The 24,232-nt window shown below is 58.0% G+C and carries 19 protein-coding genes, 1 tRNA gene and 1 riboswitch; of the genes, 5 read left to right on the top strand and 15 right to left on the bottom strand.

What is annotated here, in order from left to right:
• Positions 1 to 408 precede the first annotated feature (408 nt).
• Together RBB47_RS16285 and RBB47_RS16280 are read left to right on the top strand one after the other, a co-directional pair.
• Positions 409 to 1,785: a hypothetical protein gene (locus RBB47_RS16285; RefSeq protein WP_305986905.1), complete on the top strand. Its 1,377-nt coding sequence runs from the start codon at positions 409 to 411 to the stop codon at positions 1,783 to 1,785.
• Between the two features lie 61 nt (positions 1,786 to 1,846).
• Positions 1,847 to 2,629, top strand: coding sequence for a DeoR/GlpR family DNA-binding transcription regulator (locus tag RBB47_RS16280; RefSeq protein ID WP_305986904.1), 783 nt, complete (start codon positions 1,847 to 1,849; stop codon positions 2,627 to 2,629).
• Positions 2,630 to 2,690: 61 nt separating this feature from the next.
• Here the strand turns inward: RBB47_RS16280 and RBB47_RS16275 are convergent.
• Together RBB47_RS16275 and RBB47_RS16270 are read right to left on the bottom strand one after the other, a co-directional pair.
• Positions 2,691 to 2,766, bottom strand: a tRNA-Glu gene (locus tag RBB47_RS16275).
• 162 nt (positions 2,767 to 2,928) lie between these two features.
• Positions 2,929 to 3,285, bottom strand: a complete 357-nt coding sequence (locus RBB47_RS16270) for a hypothetical protein (protein ID WP_305986903.1) — start codon at positions 3,283 to 3,285, stop codon at positions 2,929 to 2,931.
• Here RBB47_RS16270 and RBB47_RS16265 point away from each other — a divergent pair.
• Positions 3,284 to 4,309 (top strand): RluA family pseudouridine synthase, encoded by a 1,026-nt coding sequence (locus RBB47_RS16265; RefSeq protein WP_305986902.1) that lies wholly within the window; start codon positions 3,284 to 3,286, stop codon positions 4,307 to 4,309. The two genes, RBB47_RS16270 and RBB47_RS16265, sit on opposite strands and share 2 nt — an antisense overlap.
• A gap of 175 nt (positions 4,310 to 4,484) precedes the next feature.
• Positions 4,485 to 5,375: an RNA polymerase sigma factor RpoH gene (rpoH, locus tag RBB47_RS16260; RefSeq protein WP_305986901.1), complete on the top strand. Its 891-nt coding sequence runs from the start codon at positions 4,485 to 4,487 to the stop codon at positions 5,373 to 5,375.
• 121 nt (positions 5,376 to 5,496) lie between these two features.
• On the opposite strand, the gene RBB47_RS16255 is transcribed toward rpoH, so the two are convergent.
• The 5 genes from RBB47_RS16255 to RBB47_RS16235 form a co-directional block, all read right to left on the bottom strand.
• Positions 5,497 to 6,438: an ABC transporter substrate-binding protein gene (locus RBB47_RS16255; RefSeq protein ID WP_305986900.1), complete on the bottom strand. Its 942-nt coding sequence runs from the start codon at positions 6,436 to 6,438 to the stop codon at positions 5,497 to 5,499.
• Between the two features lie 22 nt (positions 6,439 to 6,460).
• Positions 6,461 to 7,219, bottom strand: a complete 759-nt coding sequence (locus tag RBB47_RS16250; protein WP_371932803.1) for an ABC transporter permease — start codon at positions 7,217 to 7,219, stop codon at positions 6,461 to 6,463.
• 145 nt (positions 7,220 to 7,364) lie between these two features.
• Positions 7,365 to 7,471, bottom strand: a riboswitch (TPP riboswitch).
• Between the two features lie 76 nt (positions 7,472 to 7,547).
• On the bottom strand, positions 7,548 to 9,332 hold the full coding sequence (locus RBB47_RS16245) for a hypothetical protein (RefSeq protein ID WP_305986899.1): 1,785 nt from the start codon (positions 9,330 to 9,332) through the stop codon (positions 7,548 to 7,550).
• A 252-nt stretch (positions 9,333 to 9,584) separates the two neighbouring features.
• Entirely contained in the window at positions 9,585 to 10,877 is a 1,293-nt protein-coding gene (locus RBB47_RS16240; protein WP_305986898.1) for an adenylosuccinate synthase, read from the bottom strand.
• Between the two features lie 196 nt (positions 10,878 to 11,073).
• A complete protein-coding gene (locus RBB47_RS16235) occupies positions 11,074 to 12,345 on the bottom strand; it encodes an MFS transporter (protein ID WP_305986897.1) in 1,272 nt (423 codons plus the stop codon).
• Positions 12,346 to 12,524: 179 nt separating this feature from the next.
• Here RBB47_RS16235 and RBB47_RS16230 point away from each other — a divergent pair, with 179 nt between their 5' ends.
• Entirely contained in the window at positions 12,525 to 13,427 is a 903-nt protein-coding gene (locus tag RBB47_RS16230) for a DMT family transporter (protein WP_305986896.1), read from the top strand.
• A gap of 93 nt (positions 13,428 to 13,520) precedes the next feature.
• Here RBB47_RS16230 and serA read toward each other — a convergent pair whose 3' ends face one another.
• The 8 genes from serA to pal form a co-directional block, all read right to left on the bottom strand.
• Entirely contained in the window at positions 13,521 to 15,107 is a 1,587-nt protein-coding gene (gene serA / locus RBB47_RS16225; protein ID WP_305986895.1) for a phosphoglycerate dehydrogenase, read from the bottom strand.
• A 74-nt stretch (positions 15,108 to 15,181) separates the two neighbouring features.
• Positions 15,182 to 16,360 (bottom strand): phosphoserine transaminase, encoded by a 1,179-nt coding sequence (locus tag RBB47_RS16220; protein ID WP_305986894.1) that lies wholly within the window; start codon positions 16,358 to 16,360, stop codon positions 15,182 to 15,184.
• A 156-nt stretch (positions 16,361 to 16,516) separates the two neighbouring features.
• The gene (locus tag RBB47_RS16215) at positions 16,517 to 17,329 is read right to left on the bottom strand and encodes an outer membrane protein (RefSeq protein ID WP_305986893.1); all 813 of its coding nucleotides are present in this window, start codon (positions 17,327 to 17,329) and stop codon (positions 16,517 to 16,519) included.
• Positions 17,330 to 17,546: 217 nt separating this feature from the next.
• Positions 17,547 to 18,890, bottom strand: coding sequence for a phosphoglucosamine mutase (gene glmM / locus RBB47_RS16210; RefSeq protein ID WP_305986892.1), 1,344 nt, complete (start codon positions 18,888 to 18,890; stop codon positions 17,547 to 17,549).
• A 174-nt stretch (positions 18,891 to 19,064) separates the two neighbouring features.
• Positions 19,065 to 20,981 carry an ATP-dependent zinc metalloprotease FtsH gene (gene ftsH, locus RBB47_RS16205; RefSeq protein ID WP_305986891.1) on the bottom strand — a complete coding sequence of 639 codons (1,917 nt, stop codon included), beginning with the start codon at positions 20,979 to 20,981 and terminating at the stop codon, positions 19,065 to 19,067.
• 171 nt (positions 20,982 to 21,152) lie between these two features.
• Positions 21,153 to 22,538, bottom strand: a complete 1,386-nt coding sequence (gene tilS, locus RBB47_RS16200) for a tRNA lysidine(34) synthetase TilS (RefSeq protein ID WP_305986890.1) — start codon at positions 22,536 to 22,538, stop codon at positions 21,153 to 21,155.
• Positions 22,510 to 23,472, bottom strand: coding sequence for a tol-pal system protein YbgF (gene ybgF, locus RBB47_RS16195; RefSeq protein ID WP_305986889.1), 963 nt, complete (start codon positions 23,470 to 23,472; stop codon positions 22,510 to 22,512). Before ybgF ends, tilS begins: the two co-directional genes overlap by 29 nt.
• 267 nt (positions 23,473 to 23,739) lie before the next feature.
• Complete coding sequence (gene pal / locus RBB47_RS16190) at positions 23,740 to 24,225, bottom strand: peptidoglycan-associated lipoprotein Pal (RefSeq protein WP_305986887.1); 486 nt, start codon at positions 24,223 to 24,225, stop codon at positions 23,740 to 23,742.
• Positions 24,226 to 24,232 lie beyond the last annotated feature (7 nt).

Raw genomic sequence — 24,232 nt, 5'->3', positions numbered from 1 at the left:
GCACTGCCGATTGCATGACGTCCCGTAAGCCTGCAGTATCATGCACACTTGGCGGCAGTGCTGCTGTCGTCTAGGGTATGGACGCATTAATGAAGCCGATTTGGCGGCAGAAATGGCAAAACCTCACGAGGAAGCGTGTGCAGAACGGGCTTTGTGCCCGGTCAAGCACGATGACGCTGCGAGATAAAGCCATTTTGCCGTCCTTCGGATTTGGCCGTTTTGGCCATCTGCTGTGTCGCGAAAGGCTTGAAAATGTACCACATTTCCTGCACTTTCGCTCCTCGCAGTTGGTCAAAACGATCCAAACCAAATTGACTTCATTAGTGGGACCATACCCTGGGGTACGGACCCATTGATGAAGCCGATAATGATTTTAGATGGGCTTGGGAATGCGAGCAGGAGCCTGGTGTGATTGAAGCGGCAATGTATATGGCATTGGGATTTTGTACGGCCGGTCTGATCGGTCTTGCAATCCTGCCTGCCTTCTATCGCCGTGCCGCGCGCCTCACAGAAGAAGCGCTTCGCGCCGTTAATCCGTCAAGCTATGCAGAGGTCCGGGCCGCTCAGGACCAGGCACGAGCCCGCCACGCCATTGAACTGCGGCGCGTGGAACGCCAACTCGATGGCGAAAGGGCTAAAGCTGCCAAACATCATCTTGAAGCATCAAGGTTGCGGACGGAAATCGATGACGTGCGACGGTCTCACCTTGCCAGGATAGCCGATTTCGAATCGCAGATCGGCGCTTTGCAGGGAGACCAGAAGGCCATCGACCTGCTGACCGCTGAAGTCAAAACGCTCAAGCACAAACTTGCCGAATCCGAAAAGGCCCTTGCCGAAAGCTGGAAAGAGCCAGTTGGCGGCAAGTTGGAAGTCAGCGCTGACGAAGCGACAAAAGACGCCAGCGAAAGCGAAAAGAAATCCGGCGCAGACAGCGACTGGATGCCGGCTGCCGACACGATGGCCCTGGCAACGATCACCGGCCTGGAAGCCGAGGTCGCAACGTTGAAAAGCAAGCTGGCCAAATATGATCCTGCCATTGCCAGCGAGATCGATGAAGATCCCGAGAGTGACCCGAAAACGCAGCTCGCGGACCTCGAAGCCCAGTTGGTGGACACGGAAGCAAGGTATGTCGCTGCGCAAGCCGAGGTCACCCGTCTTTCGATGATGCTGGATTCAGCTGACGCAAGCGATTCGGATCGTGAAGCCGACATGGCCGAAAAGCTGGACTCCCTGACCAAGGAAAATGCCGAGCAGCGGTCCCAACTGAAGAAAAAGGAGCAGGTTCTGAAACGTCAGACCGGCCAGCTTGAAAAGCTTCGCGACGATCTGGCCGGAACCCCTGCTCTTGTCCAGTTGCGTGAAGAGTTCCGGGCACTTGCCAGCAAGCTCGCCAACGCTGAAAGTCCTGCCGCAGCAGTGAAAGACGACACTGCAGGGGAGGCAATTGAACTGCCGCCTGAGACCGGCTCGAACCGCAAGAAGCGCGCGCAGCGTGTTGTTGTCGCTCCAGCACCGCTCAAGAAACCTCCTTTGGTCAAAGTCAAAGCGTCCAAATCCAAATCCAATTCCGCCGCTGACGAAGCTGCATCCGCGAAATCCTCCGAAATCGCTTCGGCAGCCGAAGCGCTGGTCAGCAGGATCGTCGCCTCCAACCGCAAGAAAGACCGGGAAGAAAACAACACTGCAGCCGCTAACGGCGAACCTGCAAATCCCGAGACCTCGGCCGAGCCCGCGGCAAAGGCTGACGCAAAAACCAGCAAACAGAAAAAGAAAGATGTAGCTTGATCTTACGGGGTCGGAGCTGTCTTTTAGGTGTATGTATCGACACCTCAAGAGCCCTCATTAAATGCTGATCGAACGCCATAATGCCATTTTGGAACTCGCGCGCCAGATGGGACGTGTCAATGTCGACGATCTCGCTAGGCGCTTCGATGTCAGTCCGCAAACCATTCGCAAGGACCTGAACGAGCTATGCGAGCGCCGGTTGCTCGCCAGGACACATGGCGGCGCGCTTTTGTCTTCGGGCATCGAAAACGTCGGCTATGAGGCCCGCCGGATCATATCCAGCAAGGAAAAGGCTGATATCGGAGAAAGCGTTGCCGCACTCATTCCGGATAACGCGTCGATATTCATCAATATCGGGACGACAACGGAAGCTGTTGCCCAGGCTCTGCTGCAGCATCGAGGCCTGATGGTCATTACCAACAACATCAATGTCGCGAGCCTGATGCGTGGTTATTCCCAGATTGAAGTGGTGATCGCAGGTGGCGTGCTGCGCCATTCCGATGGCGGTATTGTCGGTGAAGCGGCCGTCGACTTCATGAAGCAGTTCAAGGTCGACTTCGCCGTTATCGGTGCGTCTGCTGTCGATCCGGACGGATCTCTGCTCGATTACGACTACCGCGAAGTCAAGGTCACCAAGACGATCATGGACAACGCCCGCCACGTTATTCTGGCGGCCGACAGCACGAAATTCGAACGCACCGCGCCGGTTCGGGTCGGGCATCTGTCGCAAGTGACAACCTTTGTCACCGATCACTGTTCAGATCCGAACTTCGCCAAAATCGCTGCAGAAGCCGAGGTGAACCTCATCGAGACCGGCGTTCAGCCGGAAGCCGAGCGCGCCTGAATTCAGCATTCTCAGGGCTGGAGAAAAAAATATTCGATCTGGATTTCAGCTCGAAGAAAAGTGGCACGCCCAACGGGACTCGAACCCGTGTTTCCGCCGTGAAAGGGCGGCGTCCTAGACCGCTAGACGATGGGCGCGCAATGCTTGAAACGCTTTCGCTCAAGCCGAGGATCGTGCGTATAAGGCTGCATCGATAAAGACGCAACCCCTTTTTTCATTTTTTCGTCGCCCGCACGCTCATAACCACAGTTGCTGTCTGACGGTCAGAAAAAACATCAGCAATTTCCCACGGCCTTGCCTTATCGAGCCACAAAATCCGTTCGACCGATCTGTCTTCCCGACGCCGGATCGAAACGCAGCAGTGCAGTCTTGCTACCCTCCCGGACAAGCACGAAGAGCACGCCGTCGGAGACTGTCGCCTGAAGGATGTCGGCCTCCGGTCCGACCACGACACTCGAGGCGAAGTCCGCGCCGGACATTTCAGTATCATCGGAGTTGATCTTGTAGAGAATTGCTGCAAAGACAGCGAACAAACCGGCAAACATGATCAGGGACGAACCGAACAAAAGACGCTTCAACCGCGCCTGGATGCGTTCGGCAGCCGGATCGAGCGGCGGCTCCTTCTGGTCTTCTTCCCGAAAATCAGGTTGTGACATGACAGACAATTCCCATGAAGATCCGGCCGATCTCGATCCGGATTTCCGATTAACAGTTGATGCAGCCGATGCCGGGAAACGGCTCGATGCGGTTTTGGCAGCGCATTTGGAAACGCTCAGCCGCAATAGGATCCAGTCCCTAATCAAGTCCGGAGACGTCACCGTCGGCGGCGCGAAAATAGTGGAACCGAAATTCCGGGTCAATGAAGGCAATATGCTTACCCTCACCCTCCCCCAGCCGGAGGACCCGGAACCGAAGGGTGAAGCGATACCAATAAGCGTCGTTTATGAGGACGAGCATCTGATCGTCATCGACAAACCTGCCGGGCTTGTGGTGCACCCGGGAGCGGGAAACTGGACGGGCACACTGGTCAATGCGCTCATTCATCACTGCGGGGACAGTCTCTCAGGGATAGGCGGCATCCGGCGCCCCGGTATCGTTCATCGCATCGACAAGGACACGTCTGGTCTGCTTGTGGTGGCAAAGACCGATCAGGCGCATCAGGGCCTGGCAGCGCAATTTGCCGATCACGGCCGCACCGGTCCGCTCGAACGCGCTTATTCCGCCCTGGTTTGGGGAGCACCCTCCGGACTGAAGGGATCGATCGACGCCAATCTTGCCCGCTCGCAAACGAACCGGCAGAAAATGACCGTTGTTAAGACCAGCGGACGTCACGCGGTGACCCACTGGCAGGTGCGCGAGCGGTTCGGTGCTCAAGACGAGCCCGCCCTCGCTTCCTTGATGGAGTGCCGCCTTGAAACAGGGCGCACCCATCAGATCCGCGTTCACATGGCCCATATCGGGCATCCCCTGATCGGTGATGACGACTATGGATCCGGATTCAAGACGAAAATCAATCGCCTGGAAGAGCCGCTCAAATCAGCTGTCGCGGGCTTCGAACGGCAGGCTCTTCATGCCGGCCTGCTCGCGTTCGAACATCCGGCGAATGGCAAAACTTTGCGCTTTGAAAGCCCATATCCGGCTGATTTCGCAAATCTTTTGTCTTCATTACAAACTTTTTAGGATAAAATTCTGAATTCTTGCCATGTAATCGCTAATATCCAACCTATATTAGATTCTCTGTGTGCCGTAATGGACACGATTCTGCGTTCGTTTTCCTCTGACAGTGCTTGCTTGCGTAACTCTGCGGGGCAGCGGGAGGGAAAGGGCGCAAACTTTACGAAAGGGGGTGCATGCTATGGCCCAAAACGTACCTACTCTCACAGCCGGGGAAGGTGGCCTAAGCCGTTACCTGGATGAGATTCGTAAGTTTCCCATGCTGCAGCCGCAGGAAGAGTACATGCTCGCCAAGCGCTACAAAGAGCATGAAGACCCTGAAGCTGCCGAACGCCTCGTCAATTCCCACCTACGCCTTGTTGCCAAGATCGCAATGGGTTATCGCGGCTACGGCCTGCCGATCGGAGAAGTCGTCTCCGAGGGCAATGTCGGCCTGATGCAGGCGGTCAAGCGGTTCGAACCGGACAAGGGGTTCCGGCTTGCGACTTACGCAATGTGGTGGATCAAGGCGGCGATCCAGGAATATATCCTGCGGTCCTGGTCCCTGGTCAAAATGGGAACCACAGCCAACCAGAAGCGGCTTTTCTTCAACCTGCGTCGTTTGAAAGGCAAGATCCAGGCGCTCGATGAGGGCGATCTGAAACCGGATCAGGTGAAAGAAATCGCAACCCGCCTCGGTGTGTCCGAGGAGGAAGTGATTTCCATGAACCGCCGGTTGGGCGGCGACGCCAGCCTGAACGCACCGGTACGCGCGGAAGCCGATGCAGGCGAATGGCAGGACTGGCTTGTCGATGAAAGCGACAGTCAGGAGACCTTGCTCGCCAACCAGGAAGAACTGGACATGCGCCGCAAGCTGCTGAGCGATGCCATGGACGTGCTCAACGAGCGTGAGCGCCGCATCTTCGAAGCACGCCGTCTGGCGGAAGACCCGATGACACTGGAAGACCTTTCCGGAGAATTCGGTGTTTCCCGCGAACGCGTCCGCCAGATCGAAGTGCGCGCCTTCGAAAAAGTGCAAAAGGCTGTGCGCAACAACGCGCGTGCGCAAGAGCACCAGCAACCGGTCGCCTGATACGTCAAGCGAGACCAAATCAAAAACGCCGGAGCCCTGCTCCGGCGTTTTGCTTTTCAGCCAGACATTTGACGACCTGTAGCGCCACAGTCTGTCCGCGACGGGTTGAATGCCACCGGCTTCAGCGGATTTCCACGGCGTAGGAGTCGACGGGGACGACCTTGCTGATCAACCCTGCTTCCGCCATGAATTCCGCAAACCTCTGGTACCGGCCTTCGTCCAGCGCAGCCGGGCGTTTGGCAAAGCGCGGCAGCGTATCAGCCCAGGCGCGCTTGTTGAGCTCGTCATTCAGATGCGGATAGGCCTCGATGAACGCGTTCCAGGCCTCGTCCGGATGATTGGTGAGATAGATCGTTGCCGCTTCGACCGCCGCCAGGAACTTCGCGTAGCGCGGATCACCGGTCTGGTCCTTGTTCACCACATAGATCAGCTCATCGAAAATCGGGACGCCGTTTTCCTCCGGGAAGAACGCTGTTCCTTCCTTGCCCTCGATCTCGATCTGCGTCAGTTCGAAATTGCGGTAAGCACCAATCACCGCATCCACCTGACCGGACATGAGTGCCGGGGAGAGCGCGAAGTTGACGTTGATCAGTTCGACGTCGTCGATCGACAGGTCAACCGATCTGAGCATCTGACCGAGCATCGCATCTTCAAATCCGGAGACGGAAAACCCTATGGTCTTGCCTTTCAGGTCCTTGAGTTCCTTGATCGGACCGTCCTTTAGAACGATCAGGGAATTGAGCGGTGTTTCGACAAGCGTCCCGATCCAGGCGACCGGCAGACCTTCCTCGACATGCGCGTGGAGCGTCGGCTGGTAGGAAATGGCAATGTCTCCCTGCCCTGCCGCAACCAGCTTCGGTGGCATTGCCGGGTCAGCAGGCTCGATCAATTCCACTTCCAGTCCTTCGGCTTCAAAAAAACCTTTCGTCTGGGCGGTAATCACGGGTGCATGGTCAGGATTTGTGAACCAGTCCAGCAGAACGGTCAGTTTCTCTGCGGCCTGTACCGGTGCACTTGCAAACAAGGCTGCTGCAACGGATAGGGACAAAAGCGTTTTTTTCATTCAAACCTCCAGGGTGCGGCAGTCAGTCTTCGACCTGCCAGGGAACAAGAAGCCGGGTGAGATGTTCGACGGCGTAGCGCATCGCCAGCACCATCAGGGCAAGCAGGATGACGGCAGCAAACAGGACGTCTGCATTTCCGCGTGCATTGGCTTGAAGCATGATGAAGGCAAGGCCGCCCTTGGCACCTGCCCATTCGCCAACGACAGCACCGATGGGAGCAAAGACGGCGGCAACGCGAAGGCCGGATGCAAAGGCAGGCATCGCTGCCGGAATGCGGAAAACCCAAAGCTCCTGAAAGCGGGAGACGCGATAGAGCCTTGCAAGATCGGCAAGACCGGGGTCAAGCCGCCGAAGTCCGTCATAAACCGTTGACGTGACGGTGAAAAAGATCACCAGGATCGCCATGACGATTTTGGATGACATGCCGAATCCGAGCCACAGCACCAAAATCGGTGCGATTGCAAAGACGGGCAGTGCCTGCGTGACCAGTATGGTTGGCATGACAATCCGTCCCGCGAGCGGAAACAGCCAAACCGAGACGGCCAGCATGGCACCACAGATGACGCCAAGCAGGAAGCCGAGCACGGTCTCAGACGCGGTGATGCCCGCGTGATGCAACAGAAAGCCAGCGTTTTCAGGATACGTGCGCAACACCTCGACCGGGCCGGGCAACATGAACGATGGCGGTTGAAACACCGCGACAAGTAGCGCCCACACGCCAAAAACAGCGACAACCGCAAAGAGGAATCTGGAAAGAACCGTCAAGAACGCCTTCAACACAGCCTCCCGGCCGCACTCGGCGTTGCTTTCATTTCTCGAACGGCGCGCGGACATTGCAACTGCAACGACTGCGGCCTTGGTAAACAAGAACGCATAGGATCTCCCGTCTTCGGCAAACACCGAAAATGACAATGGAGATCCGGGAATAGGCTAAGGATTCCGTCCCTTCGCCGGTATGACCCGGATCAGGTTCTAAGGGTTCGGCTCAACGCCATCTCAGTTCCGGACACCGGAACACCCCTCGGACCAAGGCGGAACATGCCCTGCCGGAATAAAAAAGGCAAGCCGTTGCTTAGCAACTTTTTTGGGCAGGGTCTTAAGGTCGCGATTAGCCGGCTTGCCAGGTCGAAACGGCTTGTTCGACCGCGTCTGCACCCACCGATCCTTTTTCGAGGGTCAGAATACCGCGTTTGCCGTTTTCGTAGAGCATCGGGATATCGATCCAGCCGCGCTCTCGCAGAAGTGCCAGATTGCGCTGCTGTTCATTGGGCAGGCTCGACAAAGCGATCCAGAAGTAACCCGGAGACACTTTCACCGAAGCACCGATCAAGGCATCCCCGCGCGCCTCCTCAGTCGGTTTCATGACAAGACCGGGCACGTTCACGACATCTCCGGCGGCAAAGTTCTCGGGAAACTCATAGATGATTTCAACGAGGTGACTTGCCGGCAAGGACGTATCGTCATTTGGCTTGATACGGATATTCACCTTGACGTCCCGCTCGGGAATGTCGACTGACGCAGTCAGGACAGACAGTTGCTGGCCGTCAAGATTGTTCGTTTCCTCGACACCCCAGACCACTGCGCCTTGAGAGGCCGTACCCGAACCGCCTGCGTCCTCGCCTTCCTCGTAGAGGATCGAGCGTTGCGCTCCACTTGCGCTGCTGGCGACGCCAACGGAAGGATCTTCCGGGGCGGCCTCATCCGGCGCAATGGCTGCAAGATTGTCTTCAGGCACAGCGAGCGGGGCCTCGCTGCCGTCTGCCGGCGCCGTATTCGCCCCGGTGTCAGGCACAACGGTCTCGACCTGAGGCGTCTCGCCCCCGGTACTTGCCACGATTGCGGGCTGCGAAGGAGCAGGCACCGCATCGTCCGATTGCGGGTTGATCGTCGTCGTCGTTACGGCGCGCGCATCCGGTGCGATCACATCCTCGGTTTCGCCGCTAAGCAATCGGTCCGTGTTCTTCGACGATTCCGTATCGTCTGTCTGGGAGCCGGAAACAGCGGCCGTCGATGTGTCTTGCGTTCCCTGTGAAACGGCGCCATCGGATTGCTGGCTTGTGAGCGCAAGCTGGTCACCGATCGGCAGGAAGAAATAGCCTCCTGCGGCAAGAAGTGCGATCAGGGCCACAACCGTCAACGCGATCGGTACGATGCGATTGGAAGAAGAGCTGCTCCGTAACGCCTCGGAGGCGCTCGGGCGATCGCGCCTGGCTCTACCCTTTGCAGGTGCACTCTTTTCCGACCCGTCCGGCTGGATCGGAGGAACGGCCTTGCCGTCCTCAACCGGTTTGTGCTCGAAAATTTCTTCGTCGGATGGCGACGCCGCGCTGTCGAAAACGGGTTCCTGCCGCGGTTCGGGCACAGGCGGCGGTGATGATGCAGCTTTGTCCGGCTCGACGACTTCCTTGGCGTTCTGCACGGCCTGATTGGCAGCAACACCAAGAGATTCGGCTTCCGACAATGTCTCCTTCAGGGGTGAAGGGACATCTTCGACCGTTTCCTGAACCTCGCTGGCAGCCGTTGGCTCTGGCGTTTCTTCAGGAAGCGTTTCCTCAGCGACTGGTGGTGGCGGCGGCGGTTCGACCTGCGGCTCTTCTACTGCCGGTGGTTCAGTCACTTCAGGTTCTGGAGGTTCGACATCGGGAGCCGACGTTGAGGCAGCCGGGCTCAACCCGAGACTTTCGCGTGCCGCTTCCGCCTCCACTTTACGGATCGCCTCTTCCAGGCGAAGCTGCTCAGCCGTGATTTCCGAAGGAGACAGTGGCGGTTCGTAGGCCTTGAGCTGATTAACAATGGCGTTGCGCGCGCGGCTATACACGCTTCGGCGAGCTGCACCGTTGCTTTCTGGCAAAGACGCGATCGTTTTCTTCAGTATTGAATAGTAATCAGCCATCTTCCTGCCTACCGGCCAATTGCATTGTTCTGTTTCGCCAGCCCGGGATTTGTATTCCCATCAGGCTTATAGCAAGTTTTTGAAGCTTGGTGCCAATTCTTCGTACTTACCGAAAAAGAACCCTGCAGAGCTTATTCCCATCATAGTCTATCGGACGTACCTGAAAGTTGCGTCCAAGAACTCGCTTACGTCGCATCGTGATTCGCGATGCACAACTGCCCCCGCAATATTGAGCTTTTTCTGCTCCCGATCTCAATCCTGGAAAGGATTCTGCACAAGAATTGTGTCGTCCCGCTCCGGACTTGTCGACAGCAGCGACACTGGCGCGCCAATCAATTCCTCGACATGGCGCACATATTTGATGGCCTGGGCCGGCAATTCGCCCCATGTCCGTGCACCTTCCGTCGACTCTTTCCAGCCCGGCAGCGTTTCATAGATCGGGACAACCCTGTCCTGAGCGCCCTGCGACGCAGGCAGGTAATCGATCCGTTCGCCGTCAAGTTCATAGCCGATGCAGATCTTGATCTCGTCCAACCCGTCAAGCACATCGAGCTTCGTCAGCGCAATCCCGTTGATGCCGGATGTGCAAACCGTCTGGCGCACCAGCACTGCATCGAACCAGCCGCAACGGCGCCGACGGCCCGTGACAGTGCCAAACTCATGTCCGCGTGTTCCGAGGAACTCACCGACTTCGTTCTCCTGTTCAGTCGGAAACGGCCCCTCGCCAACGCGGGTCGTATAAGCCTTGGTAATGCCGAGGACATAGTCGATCGAGCCTGGACCAAGGCCGCAGCCAGTCGCGGCCTGACCCGCAACGGTATTTGAAGAGGTCACGAACGGATATGTGCCATGGTCGATGTCGAGCAAGGCGCCCTGTGCCCCCTCGAACAGGATCCGCTTGCCCTTGCGGCGCAAATCGTCGAGCAGGTACCAGACCTTGTCCATATAGGGCAGCACCTTGTCTGCGATGCTGGCCAGCTCGTCATAGATCGCCTGCGCGGAGATCTCCTCCTGGCCGAGACCGCGGCGCAGGGCATTGTGGTGTGTCAGGAGACGGTCGATTTTGGCCGGCAAGGTCGTCAGGTTTTTCAGGTCCATCAACCGGATTGCGCGGCGGCCGACTTTATCCTCATAGGCGGGGCCAATGCCTCGCTTCGTGGTCCCGATGCGCGTGCCGGAGTTGGAATTTTCGCGCAAGGCGTCCAGTTCCCGGTGCAACGAAAGGATCAAGGTGGCGTTTTCAGCAACACGCAGTGTTTCCGGAGTGACCACAACGCCCTGCTCCGCCAGCCGCTCAACTTCCTCGGCGAGCGCATGCGGATCCAGAACGACGCCGTTGCCGATCACTGAAAGCTTGCCTTCGCGCGCAACGCCGGACGGCAGGAGAGACAGCTTGTAACTGATGCCGTCGATGACAAGCGTATGGCCGGCATTGTGTCCACCCTGGAATCTGACGATGACATCGGCCTGTTCCGACAACCAGTCGACAATTTTGCCTTTGCCTTCGTCCCCCCATTGAGAACCGACAACAACCACATTCGCCATCTAGTTTTTGCTCTCCTGAAAGCAGCTCTTTGCACCCGTTGCAACAAGCAGGGTGCCAACACGACAAGCCCCGGCATGCTGGCCGGGGCAAACGGCGCGGACTATAGACAGGTTTCCCAGCGCATGCGAGTCTCCGCACCCAAAATAAGAGGCCGCTTTTCCTATTTAAACACCGCTTATAGTCGAGTGTTTGACCTTATTTGGGCGGCTCGGTGGTCTCATCGTGCTTTTCGCCTCCCGCCAGCTTGTTGATCATCGGTGATGTCCTGAGGAGCCAGACGAAACGGCGTCTCTGACTGACAGGAACCGCTTCACGGCTGAACATGCGGAAAATGACGAACAGAACCAGCAACAAATGCAGTGTCGCCGTGTAGACGAAGAAGGCTGCCGGCCCGAAAACTCCCATCAGAAGCGATGCGACAAAAGGCCCGATCATGGCACCGCAGCCGAAAGCCAGCATGATACCGGCCGCAACATCCAGGAACTGGCCGGGTTTTGCGTGATCGTTCCCGTGTGCAGCGGACAGGGAATAAAGCGGCAAGGCGAAACCGCCAAAGAAAAACACGCCCAAAAACAGTTCCGCCTGGCTCGATGACCGGGCGATAAAGAGGCAAGCGATCCCTGCGCCAATCGTGAAGACGATCAGTACGAGACGTCGATCGAGACGGTCCGAAACCCAACCCGCCGGATACTGGAAGATCGCTCCGGCAAAAACCCAGATCGCGATGAAAGCTGCCACCGTTTCCAGACCAAGGCCGATACTTTCCGCATAGATCGGGCCAACCATGCGGAACGCCCCGTTTGTCAGGCCGATTGTAAAAATCCCGACGATCGCGACCGGGGAAACCCGCCAGAGCATCATCGGATTGACAATCTTGGCCGGAGGAGCCGGCGGATTGCCCTCCCGCGCCAAGGATATGGGAACGACTGCAAAGCAGAACAGAACGGCAAGAAACATCAAGATGCTGGGGCCCGTTGCTCCCAGGACTGGCAGCATGAACTGACCGCCCATGACGGCGCCGAGATCCACGATCCTGTAGACCGAGAGGATGCGCCCGCGGGACGTGTTGGTTGCGATTGAGTTCAGCCAGCTTTCCAGCACCATGGCCGTCCCGCAAAACGCGGCGCCGCTGACGAACCGCGCGACCATCCAGGGCCAGCCGGCTGGCGCAAAGGCAATGGCCAGAACAGCGATGGCACTGACTGAGGCAAGAGCCGCAAACACGCGAATATGCCCGGCCCTGGCAATCAGAAACGGCGTCAGGATCACGCCCGATATCAAGCCGGCATAGTAAAGCGATCCCAAAAGCCCGATCATGCCATCCGGCAGACCTTCAAGATTTGCACGCACGGCGATCATGGTCATGGCGAGACCATTGGCAGCCAACAGACATGCGGCTGCGATCAGCATCGGGGTGAGCCGGCCGGCAAGGGGCGAGCCTTCGGCGGTTTGGGCGATCTGTGTCATGGGAGACGGGTATCCTGAATGCGCCAGCAGGGAATAAGGGTACGGACGCACCGGCCACTTTGCCAGAATGAGAATTCAGCGCAAGTCGCGAACTGGGTCGCGGGATCGCTTTTCGGGTGTCGGAGCCACTGTCACCGTGATACCCCGGTCATTGAACTGAACATTTTCGGACCGGGGCCATGTCACTGCGAAACTGGATCTTGCTAATTGTGCTGGGCGCCATCTGGGGCGGATCCTTTCTGTTCGCCAAGGTTGCCGTTGCCGAGATCCCCCCGTTTGTGCTGGTGTTTTTGCGGGTTTCAAGCGCGTGCGCGGTTCTGCTGGTCGTGCTCTGGTACCAGAAACTTCTGGGCGCAATGACGCTAGGTCTGGCCGGACCGTTTCTGATCATGGGGTTCTTGAACAACGCCGTTCCGTTCTCGCTTTTGTTCCTCGGACAAACCGAAATTGGGGCTGGCCTCGCCTCCATCTTGAACGCAACGACACCGGTTTTCACCGTCATCGTCGCCGGACTTCTGACAAAGCAGGAAACACTCAGCCCGAACAAGTTTCTAGGCGTTCTTTTGGGTGTTGCCGGTGTCGCGATCATGCTGTCGAGCAGCCTGTCCGGCGTTGCCAGCGATCCGGTCTGGGCGCAATTGAGCTGTCTTGGTGCAGCGGTTTCCTATGCCTGCGCTGCGACCTACGCGCGGCGTTTCAAGAAAGTCCAGCCACAAGTCGCTGCTGCGGGTCAGCTTCTCGGATCGAGCCTGATCATGTTGCCGATCGCCATAGTCGCAGGCGCCGGGTGGAGCTTCTCAGAGACGAGCATGACCGCATGGCTCAACGTTGCGGCTCTCGGCGTGATCGCGACCGCCCTCGCCTATCTCATTTATTTCCAGCTTCTGGGAGAGGCAGGCGCGACCAACGCTTCGCTTGTCACGCTGCTCGTTCCGGCAAGTGCTCTCTTTTTTGGCTGGCTGATCCTCGGCGAAAACCTCAGCGCACTGCAGCTCGGTGGATTTGCGGTGTTGCTGTTGGGTCTGGTTGTGCTGGATGGAAGAATTTTCTGCCGGAGCGGCAGTCACGCCGTCGGGAAATAGGAAAGTGCCAATGGAGCACGGTGAGTTGGCCTCCCGGCTCGCGCTTTGCGCAAGGCCGGGAGCCAGTATTCAAGGTGTGAGATCTCTTAGCAGCTAGAACCTGAGTGCCTTGACCTGCTTCACATGGGAAACCGCTTGCAAGCGCGCCATCACATCGGTGGAGACATCGTCATCAATCTCAACCAGACAGATTGCGTCCCCGCCAGGGGCAAGGCGTCCCAGGTTGAACGTGGCGATGTTGACACCGCTGTTGCCAAGTTCCATTCCGAGATGACCGATGAAACCGGGCTTGTCCTCGTTAGTGATGTAAAGCATGTGCTCGCCGAGTTCGGCTTCCATGTTGATGCCCTTCACCTGGATGATCCGCGGCTTACCATCGGCAAAGACGGTACCGGCAACGGACCGTTCCTGACGCTCGGTGATCACGGTAAACCGGATATAGGTCTCGTAGGCTCCCCGCTTCTCGCGGCGAATTTCCTCCACTTTGATGCCCCGGTCTTTTGCAAGGATCGGCGCTGAAACCATATTGACGGTTTGCAGGAGCGGGGTCAGCAGACCTGTTAATGCTGCTGCAGTCAGCGCCTGAACGTTCATTTCAGCAACGGCGCCCGCGTATTCAAGCTTCACGCCCTCGATCCCCGTTTCGGTGAGCTGGCCGGCAAATGAACCGAGCTGCTCCGCCAGGCGGACGAAGGGTGCAAGCTTTGGTGCTTCCTCGGCAGTGATCGAGGGCATGTTGATGGCATTGCGAACGGCACCGTCGAGCAAGTAGTCACACATCTGTTCAGCGACCTGCAGGGCAACGTTTTCCTGAGCCTCGGAGGTCGACGCGCCAAGATGCGGCGTGGAGACGAAGTTTCTTGCGCCGAACAACACGTTTTCCTTCGCCGGTTCCTCCAGAAAAACGTCAAAGGCGGCCCCGCCCAGCTTGCCCTCATCCAAGGCCGCGCGAACGGCGACTTCGTCTGCAAGCCCACCCCGGGCACAGTTGATCAGGTACGCTCCTGTTCGCATCCTGGCGATGGCGTCGCCATTGATGATGTTTCGGGTTTTGTCGGTCAACGGCGTGTGCAGCGTGATGACGTCTGAACGGCTCAAGAGATCATCCAGCTCGACCTTCTCCACGCCGAGCGCAACCGCCCGCTCCGGTGTCAGGAACGGGTCATAGGCAATCACCTTCATTTTCAGGCCGATTGCCCTTTCCGCAACGATGGACCCGATGTTGCCGCAGCCTACAAGGCCGAGGGTCTTGCCGGTGAGCTCACGCCCCATGAAGCGGGACTTTTCCCATTTGCCCGCTTGGGTCGAGGCGTCGGCCGCCGGGATCTGGCGGGCGACCGCCATCATCATCGAAATGGCATGTTCGGCGGTCGTGATGGCGTTGCCGAAGGGCGTGTTCATGACAATGATGCCGCGCGCAGTCGCTTTCGGGATGTCGACATTGTCCACCCCGATCCCCGCCCTGCCGACGACTTTCAGATTGTCGGCAGCGGCGATGATCTTTTCCGTCACCTTGGTTGCCGAGCGTATTGCCAGACCGTCGTATTGGCCGATGATCTCGAGCAGTTTTTCCTTGTCCTTGCCGACATCGGGCAGGAAATCAGCCTCAATGCCGCGATCCTTGAAGATCTGCACGGCTGCCGGCGACAGCTTGTCGGATATAAGTACCTTGGGAGCCATAAAGCTTCTCCTTTAATGGAAAGGCGAACCGGGCAGCGCGCCGCCCGGCGGTTCGTCACAACAGGAGAAAATGCTCAGGCAGCCTGAGTCAGTTTCGATTTTTCGGAAGCGTAAGCCCAGTCGAGCCAGGCGGTGAGCGCCTGAAGGTCCGCTGTTTCGACCGTCGCACCTGCCCAGATCCGCAATCCCGACGGGGCGTCCCGGTAAGCACCGATGTCGTAGGCGACACCTTCCTGGTCGAGCTGCGCGGCGACCGCCTTGGCAAAGGCAGCCTGCCCGTCCTCTTCCAACGCGAGAATGTCGGGATCGACGACTTTCAGGCAAACGGACGTGTTGGACCGGGTGGCCGGATCAACCGCTAGGAAGGCGGCCCAACCGCTGCGGTCCACCCAATCGGCAATCACCTGAAGGTTTGCATCGGCCCGGTTCTGCAGCCCGGCAAGACCACCTGACCGGTCTGCCCATTTCAGGGCGTCCAGATAGTCCTCGACACAGAGCATCGACGGTGTGTTGATCGTCTCACCCCGAAAAACGCCTTCAATCAGCTTGCCGCCCTTGGTGAGGCGAAAGATTTTGGGTAATGGCCAGGCGGGTGTATAGTTTTCCAACCGCTCAACAGCTCGCGGACTCAGGATCAGCACGCCGTGGGCGGCCTCCCCTCCCAGCACCTTTTGCCAGGAGAAGGTCACGACATCGAGCTTGTCGAAGGGAAGGTCCTGCGCAAATGCGGCAGATGTCGCGTCGCAGATGGTCAGCCCCGCCCGGTCGGACGGAATCCAGTCGCCATTCGGAACCCGAACGCCGGACGTTGTACCGTTCCACGTAAAGACGACATCCCTGGAAAAATCGACGGATGCAAGATCCGGCAGTTCGCCATACGGCGCTTCGATAACGCGCGCATTTTCCAGCTTGAGCTGCTTGACCACATCGGTCACCCAGCCCTTGCCGAAGCTTTCCCAGGCCAGCATGTCGACACCGCGCGCGCCGAGCAGCGACCACAAGGCCATTTCAACGGCACCGGTGTCCGACGCCGGCACGATGCCGATGCGGTAATCTTCCGGAACCTTGAGAATCTTGCGGGTCAGGTCGATGGCTTCGGCGAGTTTCGCCTTGCCGGGTTTGGCGCGATGCGATCGACCGAGCGGCGCATCGGAAAGGCCTTCAAGCGACCAGCCGGGGCGCTTGGAACAGGGACCTGATGAAAAATTAGGATTGGCCGGACGCAGGTCCGGCTTGGCAGTGAGACTTGTCATATCTGTCTACCCTCGCAGATAGTTGCCCCTCGTTGGGGAGGGGTGGCCCACCTATGGGGATAGGACGTTCCGCGCTGCCGGTCAATTCAATTCCGGTTCAAATGCAAAAAGGCCGGTCTGGAAGACCGGCCTTTGTCAATTCGCCGTCAGGCTTGATCAGAAGTTACTGCTGATCGGGCCTTGAGGTTCGTAGTAGACCGGCGCTGCAGCGCGGCCACCGAAGTTGTAGCGTACGCCGAGGCGGATCTCGTGAGCCGTCAGGTCATCCCATTCCACGCGGGTCTCACCGGACCCTGCGTCGTGGAGCTTCACGGTCTTTGCATCACCAAGGTCACGATACTGATATCCGGCATCGATTTCCCAGTTGTTGGTAACAGCGTAGGAAGCACCGGCCATCAGCGCCCAGGCAAAGTTCCATTCGCCGTTCTGGCCGTCGTAATCAGTCCGGCCAATCGTTGGCGTGATCGAATAGGTGTTGTTTGTCCGCACATATGCCGCACCGATACCGGCACCGACATAAGGTGTGATCCTGTTCCAGGTGCCGAGATCAATGTAGCCGTTCAGCATGACCGTCCAGACATCGACATCGGTGTATTCTTCGGAGAAACCGCCGCCGGTACAGCCGACACACTCAGCGTAGCCTTTGATCGTCGCCGGTGTTTCGTAGTCAACGGTCAAGTCCGTGCGCAGGTATTTATTCCACTTGTAACCGACACCGACGCCGATCATCCAGGCATTGTCCATCGACTCCCGCTCAAACCGCAGATCGCCGATGACCGGATCATTAAAGTTCCCGCTCGGATCGTTGTAAAACTTGTAGCCGATGTCACCGCGCAAATATAAGCCGCCGACAACAGGCACTTCGGGCACGTGTTCAATAACCGGTGCCGGCAGGTCCGCTGCGTAACCCGCAGTGGAAAGCGCGACTGCAAAGCCGGTCAAAGACAAACGCTTGAAGAATAAATTCATGTCCTCGTCCTCTTCCAGTGAGCGTCCGCTTTTCGTTGCCGGACACGTCAAACTCGAAAGCATACTGACGGGAATTCATTAAAGGTGGCTTAACTCTGTTCTTTAACCGTATTTTTTTACCTTAAGGAAATCTTAAGATGAAAAATAAAATTTACACTTCGTTAAGAAACCGCCCCTGTTGAGGCGGCTTCAATGCAAAGATTGTCTTGAAAAGCGTTTAGGCGGCGACAGAGGCAACAACGCCGGCAATGTCATTGACGACTTGCTTGACGAGTTCCGCGTCATCGCCTTCTGCCATGACCCGGATCAGCGGTTCGGTTCCAGACGCCCGGATGACCAGACGGCCGGCAGTGCCGAGGCGTGCTTCGCCCTCTTCTATGGCAACCTTGACCTGGTCCACTTCGAGCGGCTTGCCGCTCTTGTAGCGGACATTTTTGAGGATTTGCGGTACCGGCTCGAACCGGCGGCACACTTCAGAAACCGGCTTGTCCTGATCCTTCACACAGGCGAGTACCTGTAAGGCGGCAATCAGCCCGTCGCCGGTGGTCGCGAAATCGGACAGAACGATGTGACCGGATTGCTCGCCACCGACATTGAAGCCGTTCGCACGCATATGCTCGACCACATACCTGTCGCCGACACGCGTCCGGGCGAGGCCGAGACCAAGGTCGCCGAGGTATCGTTCCAGCCCAAGGTTGGACATGACCGTGGCAACAATTCCGGGACCGGAAAGCCGATCATTGGCTTGCCAGGACTGGGCAACGACGGCCATCAGCTGATCGCCGTCGACCTCCTGCCCGTTCTCGTCGACGATGATGACACGGTCCGCATCACCATCCAGTGCGATGCCGATATCGGCGCGGACTTCGTGCACTTTTCTGGACAAGGCGTCTGTCGAGGTCGAGCCGCATTCCTTGTTGATGTTGAAACCATCCGGCGTGACACCAATCGAAATGACATCTGCGCCCAGTTCCCACAGAGCTTCCGGGGCAACCTTGTAGGCCGCACCGTGCGCGCAATCGATCACCACTCGCAGGCCTTCAAGGCTCATTTCACGCGGCAACGTGCGTTTGGCAAATTCGATGTAGCGCTGCTGGGCACCGTCAATACGCTTGGCGCGCCCGAGATCGCGGTCGCCAGCAAGGCGCGAGGTCAGGTCACTTTCTATGAGGTCTTCGATGCGCCGCTCGATTTCGTCGCTCAGCTTGAAGCCGTCCGGACCGAAAAACTTGATGCCATTGTCGTGGAACGGATTATGCGATGCGGAGATCATGACACCGAGATCGGTGCGCAGCGAACGGGTGAGCATGGCAACCGCCGGGGTTGGCATCGGACCGAGCAGAAAGACATCCATTCCGACGGAGGTGAAGCCCGCGACCAGCGCTGTTTCCAGCATATAGCCGGAAAGACGCGTGTCCTTGCCGATCACGACCCGGTGCTTGTGACCGCCATTCTTGAAGACCAGACCGGCAGCCATGCCAACCTTCAGAGCCATCTCTGCCGTCATGGGATGGGAATTGGCCTGGCCGCGAATGCCGTCGGTGCCGAAAAACTTGCGCATCTTCGTGCCTGTCTGAACAGTTGCTTTGCGCTCTTTTAGCGCAAATGAATTGGTTCGATCTTCAAAATATGTGAGCAAATATTACTATTCACTAACGATCCACACCTGCGTTCAAAAACAAAGCAGCCCGGCACTGCCGGGCTGCTCATTATTCTTGTTTTTTGGCAGGTCCAATCAGGACGGCTGGGGCTCCATGCCACCACTGGCCTCATCGCCACCGCGCTTGGCACCTGCCGTCGGAACCGCAGACGAGCGGCCAATGGGCTGGTCGTCATCCGTGTCGCGCACCGGCGGCTTGCCATCAAGCAGATCCTTGATCTCATCGCCGGACAGCGTTTCGTATTCCAGAAGGCCTTTGGCGATGGTGTGAAGCTGGTCTTCATGCTCCTTGAGGATCTTGTTTGCCGTTTCATAGCCCTGATTGACGAAGGACTTGATTTCAGCATCCACGATCTTCTGCGTCTCATCAGCTACGTTCTGGTTTTTCGCCACGGAATGGCCAAGGAAGACCTCTTCCTGGTTTTCACCGTAGAGCAGCGGACCGAGCTTGTCGGACATGCCGAACTGGGTCGCCATCGCGCGTGCAAGTTTCGTGGCCATCTGGATATCGCCGGAAGCCCCGGAGGTGACCTTTTCATAGCCGAAGATCATTTCCTCGGCGACGCGGCCACCCATGGCAACCGCGAGGTCGGCCTTACACTTGGCACGGGTCAAAGACACCTGATCCTTTTCCGGTAGGCGCATCACCATGCCCAATGCTCGGCCGCGCGGAATGATGGTCGCCTTGTGGATCGGGTCGGAAGCTTCCTGGTGCAGCGCGACCAGGGCGTGCCCGGCCTCGTGATAGGCGGTCAGCTTCTTTTCTTCCTCGGTCATCACAAGGGTACGGCGCTCAGCACCCATCATGACCTTGTCCTTGGCATCCTCGAACTCGGCCATCGTGACGAGACGCTTGGAACGTCGCGCCGCCAGCAATGCTGCCTCGTTGACAAGGTTCATCAAGTCAGCACCTGAGAACCCGGGCGTGCCGCGTGCGAGCGTTTTCACGTCTACGTCAGGCGCGAGCGGAACCTTGCGCATATGCACTTTCAGGATCTTCTCGCGTCCGGTGATATCCGGGTTCGGAACCACGATCTGGCGGTCGAAACGGCCGGGGCGCAGCAGTGCCGGATCGAGAACGTCCGGACGGTTGGTGGCCGCGATGATGATGATGCCCTCATTGGGTTCAAAACCATCCATCTCGACAAGCAACTGGTTGAGGGTCTGCTCGCGTTCGTCGTTACCGCCGCCGAGACCGGCGCCGCGGTGCCGTCCAACCGCATCGATTTCATCGATGAAGATGATGCAGGGCGCGTTTTTCTTCGCCTGTTCGAACATGTCGCGGACGCGCGAGGCACCCACACCAACGAACATTTCGACGAAGTCGGAACCCGAGATCGTGAAGAACGGAACGTTTGCCTCACCTGCAACGGCACGCGCGGTCAGCGTTTTACCGGTACCCGGAGGGCCAACCAGCAGAACGCCGCGGGGAATACGTCCACCAAGACGCTGGAACTTCTGCGGGTCACGCAGGAATTCAACGATCTCCTGAAGGTCTTCCTTGGCTTCGTCGATGCCGGCAACGTCTTCAAAAGTGACCCGGCCATGCGCTTCGGTCAGAAGCTTTGCCTTCGACTTGCCGAACCCCATCGCCTTGCCGCCCGATCCCTGCATCTGTCGCATCACGAAGATCCAGATACCGAGGATGATGAGCATCGGCAGCCACGAGAACAACGCCCCGAGCAGAGGTGAATTTTCCGCCGGCGGGTTGGCCTTGATCAGAACACCCTTGTCGCGGAGCTCATCGACATATTGAGCACCGTCAGGTGCATAGGTCTGGAAAGCACCACCGCTGTTGTAGAGACCGGTGATTTTCTGTTCCTGAATGGTCACAGACCTGACTTCGCCATTGTCGACCTGTCTCATGAAGTCCGAATAGGCAATGTCGTTGGTGGCGCCTTGCTGCGCAGGACTTTGAAACAGCTGGAACAATGCGATCAAAAGCAGGGCGATGATCACCCAGAGTGCAAAGTTGCGAAAATGTGCGTTCATTTCGTTCCCTTAACCGCCCGACGCGACTTAAACTGCACGCGGTTACATTTCCCTGGACCGTAGATAGGTCGCCCAAGGCCCGCTGCCAAGGCGGTGCGCCATAGTTGCGCATATGCGCTGACTAATTTGTTAAGCCCGGACCTCTATCAGAAGTTTGAAACGAGGAAAACATTAGAATTCCCCGCAAAAGTTCTCTTCGTCCCCATTGCTGGCTTTTAATTTACCCCGGATCGGCACGCGCGCCAAATCCAACCCGTTGATATGGTTATTTTCCTCAAGCCGGGTCGGAAGCGAAACAGGGTTGGTATAGGTCTTCCCGTCTTCCGACCAGACCATCGGTGAGCAGTCGAACGCCGCTTTCGGCCATCCCTCCGGCCACACCACATCCCTGGAACGCACCGGCGCACTTTGCAGCGGCCCCAGCTTCAAATCGGCAACATCCGCTAAGGCGGTATCCGGCAATAGCGAGAACGTATAGCGATCGTCCCAATCCCCGCCGGCACCAAGGTCCCTCACGGTTTCAGGGGGGTTCCGGCCCGGTTCCCGCCAGCACCAGACCGAATTCTCGTCGGCAGCAAAGAGAGCACCGGAAAGTGATTGGTGAACGGCATCGCCGGATACGAGGGCAGCATCAAGCGCCTGCACTTTGTGAAAGCGAGGCCTGGACGGACGGCCGGTCACATCCGTGATCAAGACTACAAGCAGCCGCAAACGCAGATCTTCAGCCAGTTTCTTATAGGTTTCTCGAGCGATCCGGGCGGGACCTGCCGGGTGATGCTCGACCTTTCTGGCGGCAACGTCGCTGACCGTTGCCTCCAGCGCTTCGCGTGACCGGCGCATGTGTGCCGCTGTTTCCGCAAGCCGTTCTGCCGAAAGACCTTCTTCCTCCAACAGGTCCATGATGCGCCGCAGCCTGCTTCTCTTGTATTTCGGATCAATGTTGGAGGGATCCGTGCACCATGTCAGGCCGCGCTCGCGCAAGGCCGCTTCCAGCCGGTTTTTTCGCACGCCGAGAAAGGGTCGCAGAAGACGCATACCTTCCGGCCCATCGGCAGTGTCTTTCACCATCGCGCTCAGGCCGGACACTCCGCTGCCGCGGGTCAGACGGTCGAGAAAAGTTTCGACCTGATCGTCCAGATGATGTGCGAGCAACAAAGCCTCGGCACCCGTCTCATTCATACGGTGCGCCATCAGACGATACCGCGCCTGCCGCGCGGCTTCCTGAACATTGCTGGTCGGACTGGGTTCATCCCAGAGAATGATCTTTGCGGGCAGGCCGTTTCGCGCAGCCGCTTCGAAGACAAATCGCGCCTCGTCGCTGCTTTCCGGTCTCAAACCGTGATCGACGACAAGGACCTCGGCATCGCCGCGCCAGTTTGCGCGTTGCCGCCATTCGCTGAAAAGGACAAGAAGACAAAGGGAATCCGCGCCGCCGGAGACACCGAGCGCGAGCGTTGAAAACGAAGCTAGAGAGGAAAAAAGCGCGTCAACGGTTTCAGCCGGGAGCCCTGAAGGCTCAACCGGCTCGTCAGGAACACTGTGCACGCTGGCGTTCATTGCGCGCCTCGCTCAAGACCGCCGGCGCCGCATTCGGGAATTTGTTGAGCAGTTCGGAGAATGTCGCGCAGGCTGCTTCTGCCTCGCCCAGGCCGCGCAGCGAAACGCCGAGCTTCAGCAGGCTGTCGGGGCTTTTGTCGTTGCCCGGGTGATCTGTGTATGTCTTCAGGAAGGCATCGGCGGCACCGCGATAATCCTGCTGGGCCAGAAGGCTTTCGCCGAGCCAGTATTGGGCATTGGCCGCGAGGTCGCTGTCCGGATAATTTTCAAGAAAATTACGGAAACCCACTTCTGCTCCCGAATAGTCCCCATTCACGGCCAAGGAATAGGCATCCCCATAGTCAGTCTGAGGATCACCGCTGCCGATTATTCCGGCAATCGCGTCGTCATCGGTTGCCAGCGACAGGTCTTGGGTCAGGTCGTCGCCGGTGCCAGGGATCGTATCCAGGCCCTTTGCAAGATCCGTCAAGTCGATCGGACCGTTCGACGGCAGACCGTTGTCGTTTTCATATCCGCCGGACTGAGACCACGTCCCATCCCCGGAGCCATCAGCAGGAAGCGTCGCCACGCCGCCGCCGGGTGTCGTCAGCGTTCCTGTCTGGGGCGTTCCGTCCGCTCCAAGTCCTGGAGCAGTGCTTCCAGGCGCTCCAAGCGGTGCGAGGTCCGAACGTTTGCCCGGTGTTCCGCCTTCGAGCTGCTGGAAACGGTATTCATTGTCTTCCTGCATGCGGCGCATCTGGTCCTGCATTTCCCGCATCTGGTAGGACAATTGCTCGATCTGTCCGGTCAGAACCCGGATCCGCTCTTCCAACTGGCTGATGCGAACAGCCGATTCATCATTGCGTCGTCCAAACAGCTGTGCTTCTGACGGTGTGGCCGTAACAACCATCACCAGCGCCAGAAACATTCCTGCAAGTGCCTTATAGTTCTGCATTCGGTCCTCCGGTTCAGAGACGATCGAGCAAGAGACATTGAAACCGCCCGCCAAACGTAGCTGGGCGCGCCATTTGCCCGTCAACTCCTCATGCGTGAAGTCATAATCATGCCCGGCTCTGCACTCAAGTGCACAGAGCGCCCGGAGTTCGGCTAAATTTTGGCGATTGGCTTGCCAGCAGCAAGAAACACCCGTTTTGCCACCGCGAAACGATCGAGGCCGGTCAAATTGCCCGGCCTCTCGCGCTTTTCTAGAGCTTTAGCCCGATCAGTTCGTGGCGTTGTTCAACACGGTAACGGCGCGCCGGTTCTGGGACCAGCAGCTGTTGTCGTTACACACCGCGACCGGGCGTTCCTTGCCATAGGAGATCGTCTTGATCCGGCTGGCACTCACACCCTGCGAGACGAGGTAGTCCCGGGCAGCCTGTGCGCGGCGTGCACCGAGAGCGATGTTGTACTGCCGCGTACCGCGCTCGTCTGCGTGGCCTTCAACGGTAATCGTATACTGCGAGTAGCGGTTCAGCCATTTGGCCTGCCCTGCAAGGGTCGACTGACCCTGTGAATTCAGGACCGACTGGTCTTCTTCAAAGAAGACGCGGTCGCCAACGTTGACGACGAAGTCCTGGCCGGTTCCCGGCTTGACGTTGCTTGCGAGCCCATCCGGCTTTGTCTGGGCACATGCTGCCGCAAACAGAAGGGCAAAGCAGATCACAATCCACCGCGCTCCCTGTCCGGCATATTCTCTATTAAACATTCCCATC

The sequence above is a fragment of the Roseibium sp. MMSF_3544 genome (genome assembly GCF_030732845.1).
Taxonomy (GTDB): Bacteria; Pseudomonadota; Alphaproteobacteria; order Rhizobiales; family Stappiaceae; genus Roseibium.
Note: the sequence above shows the minus strand (reverse complement) of the source record. Positions and strands in the feature narration are given on the sequence as shown.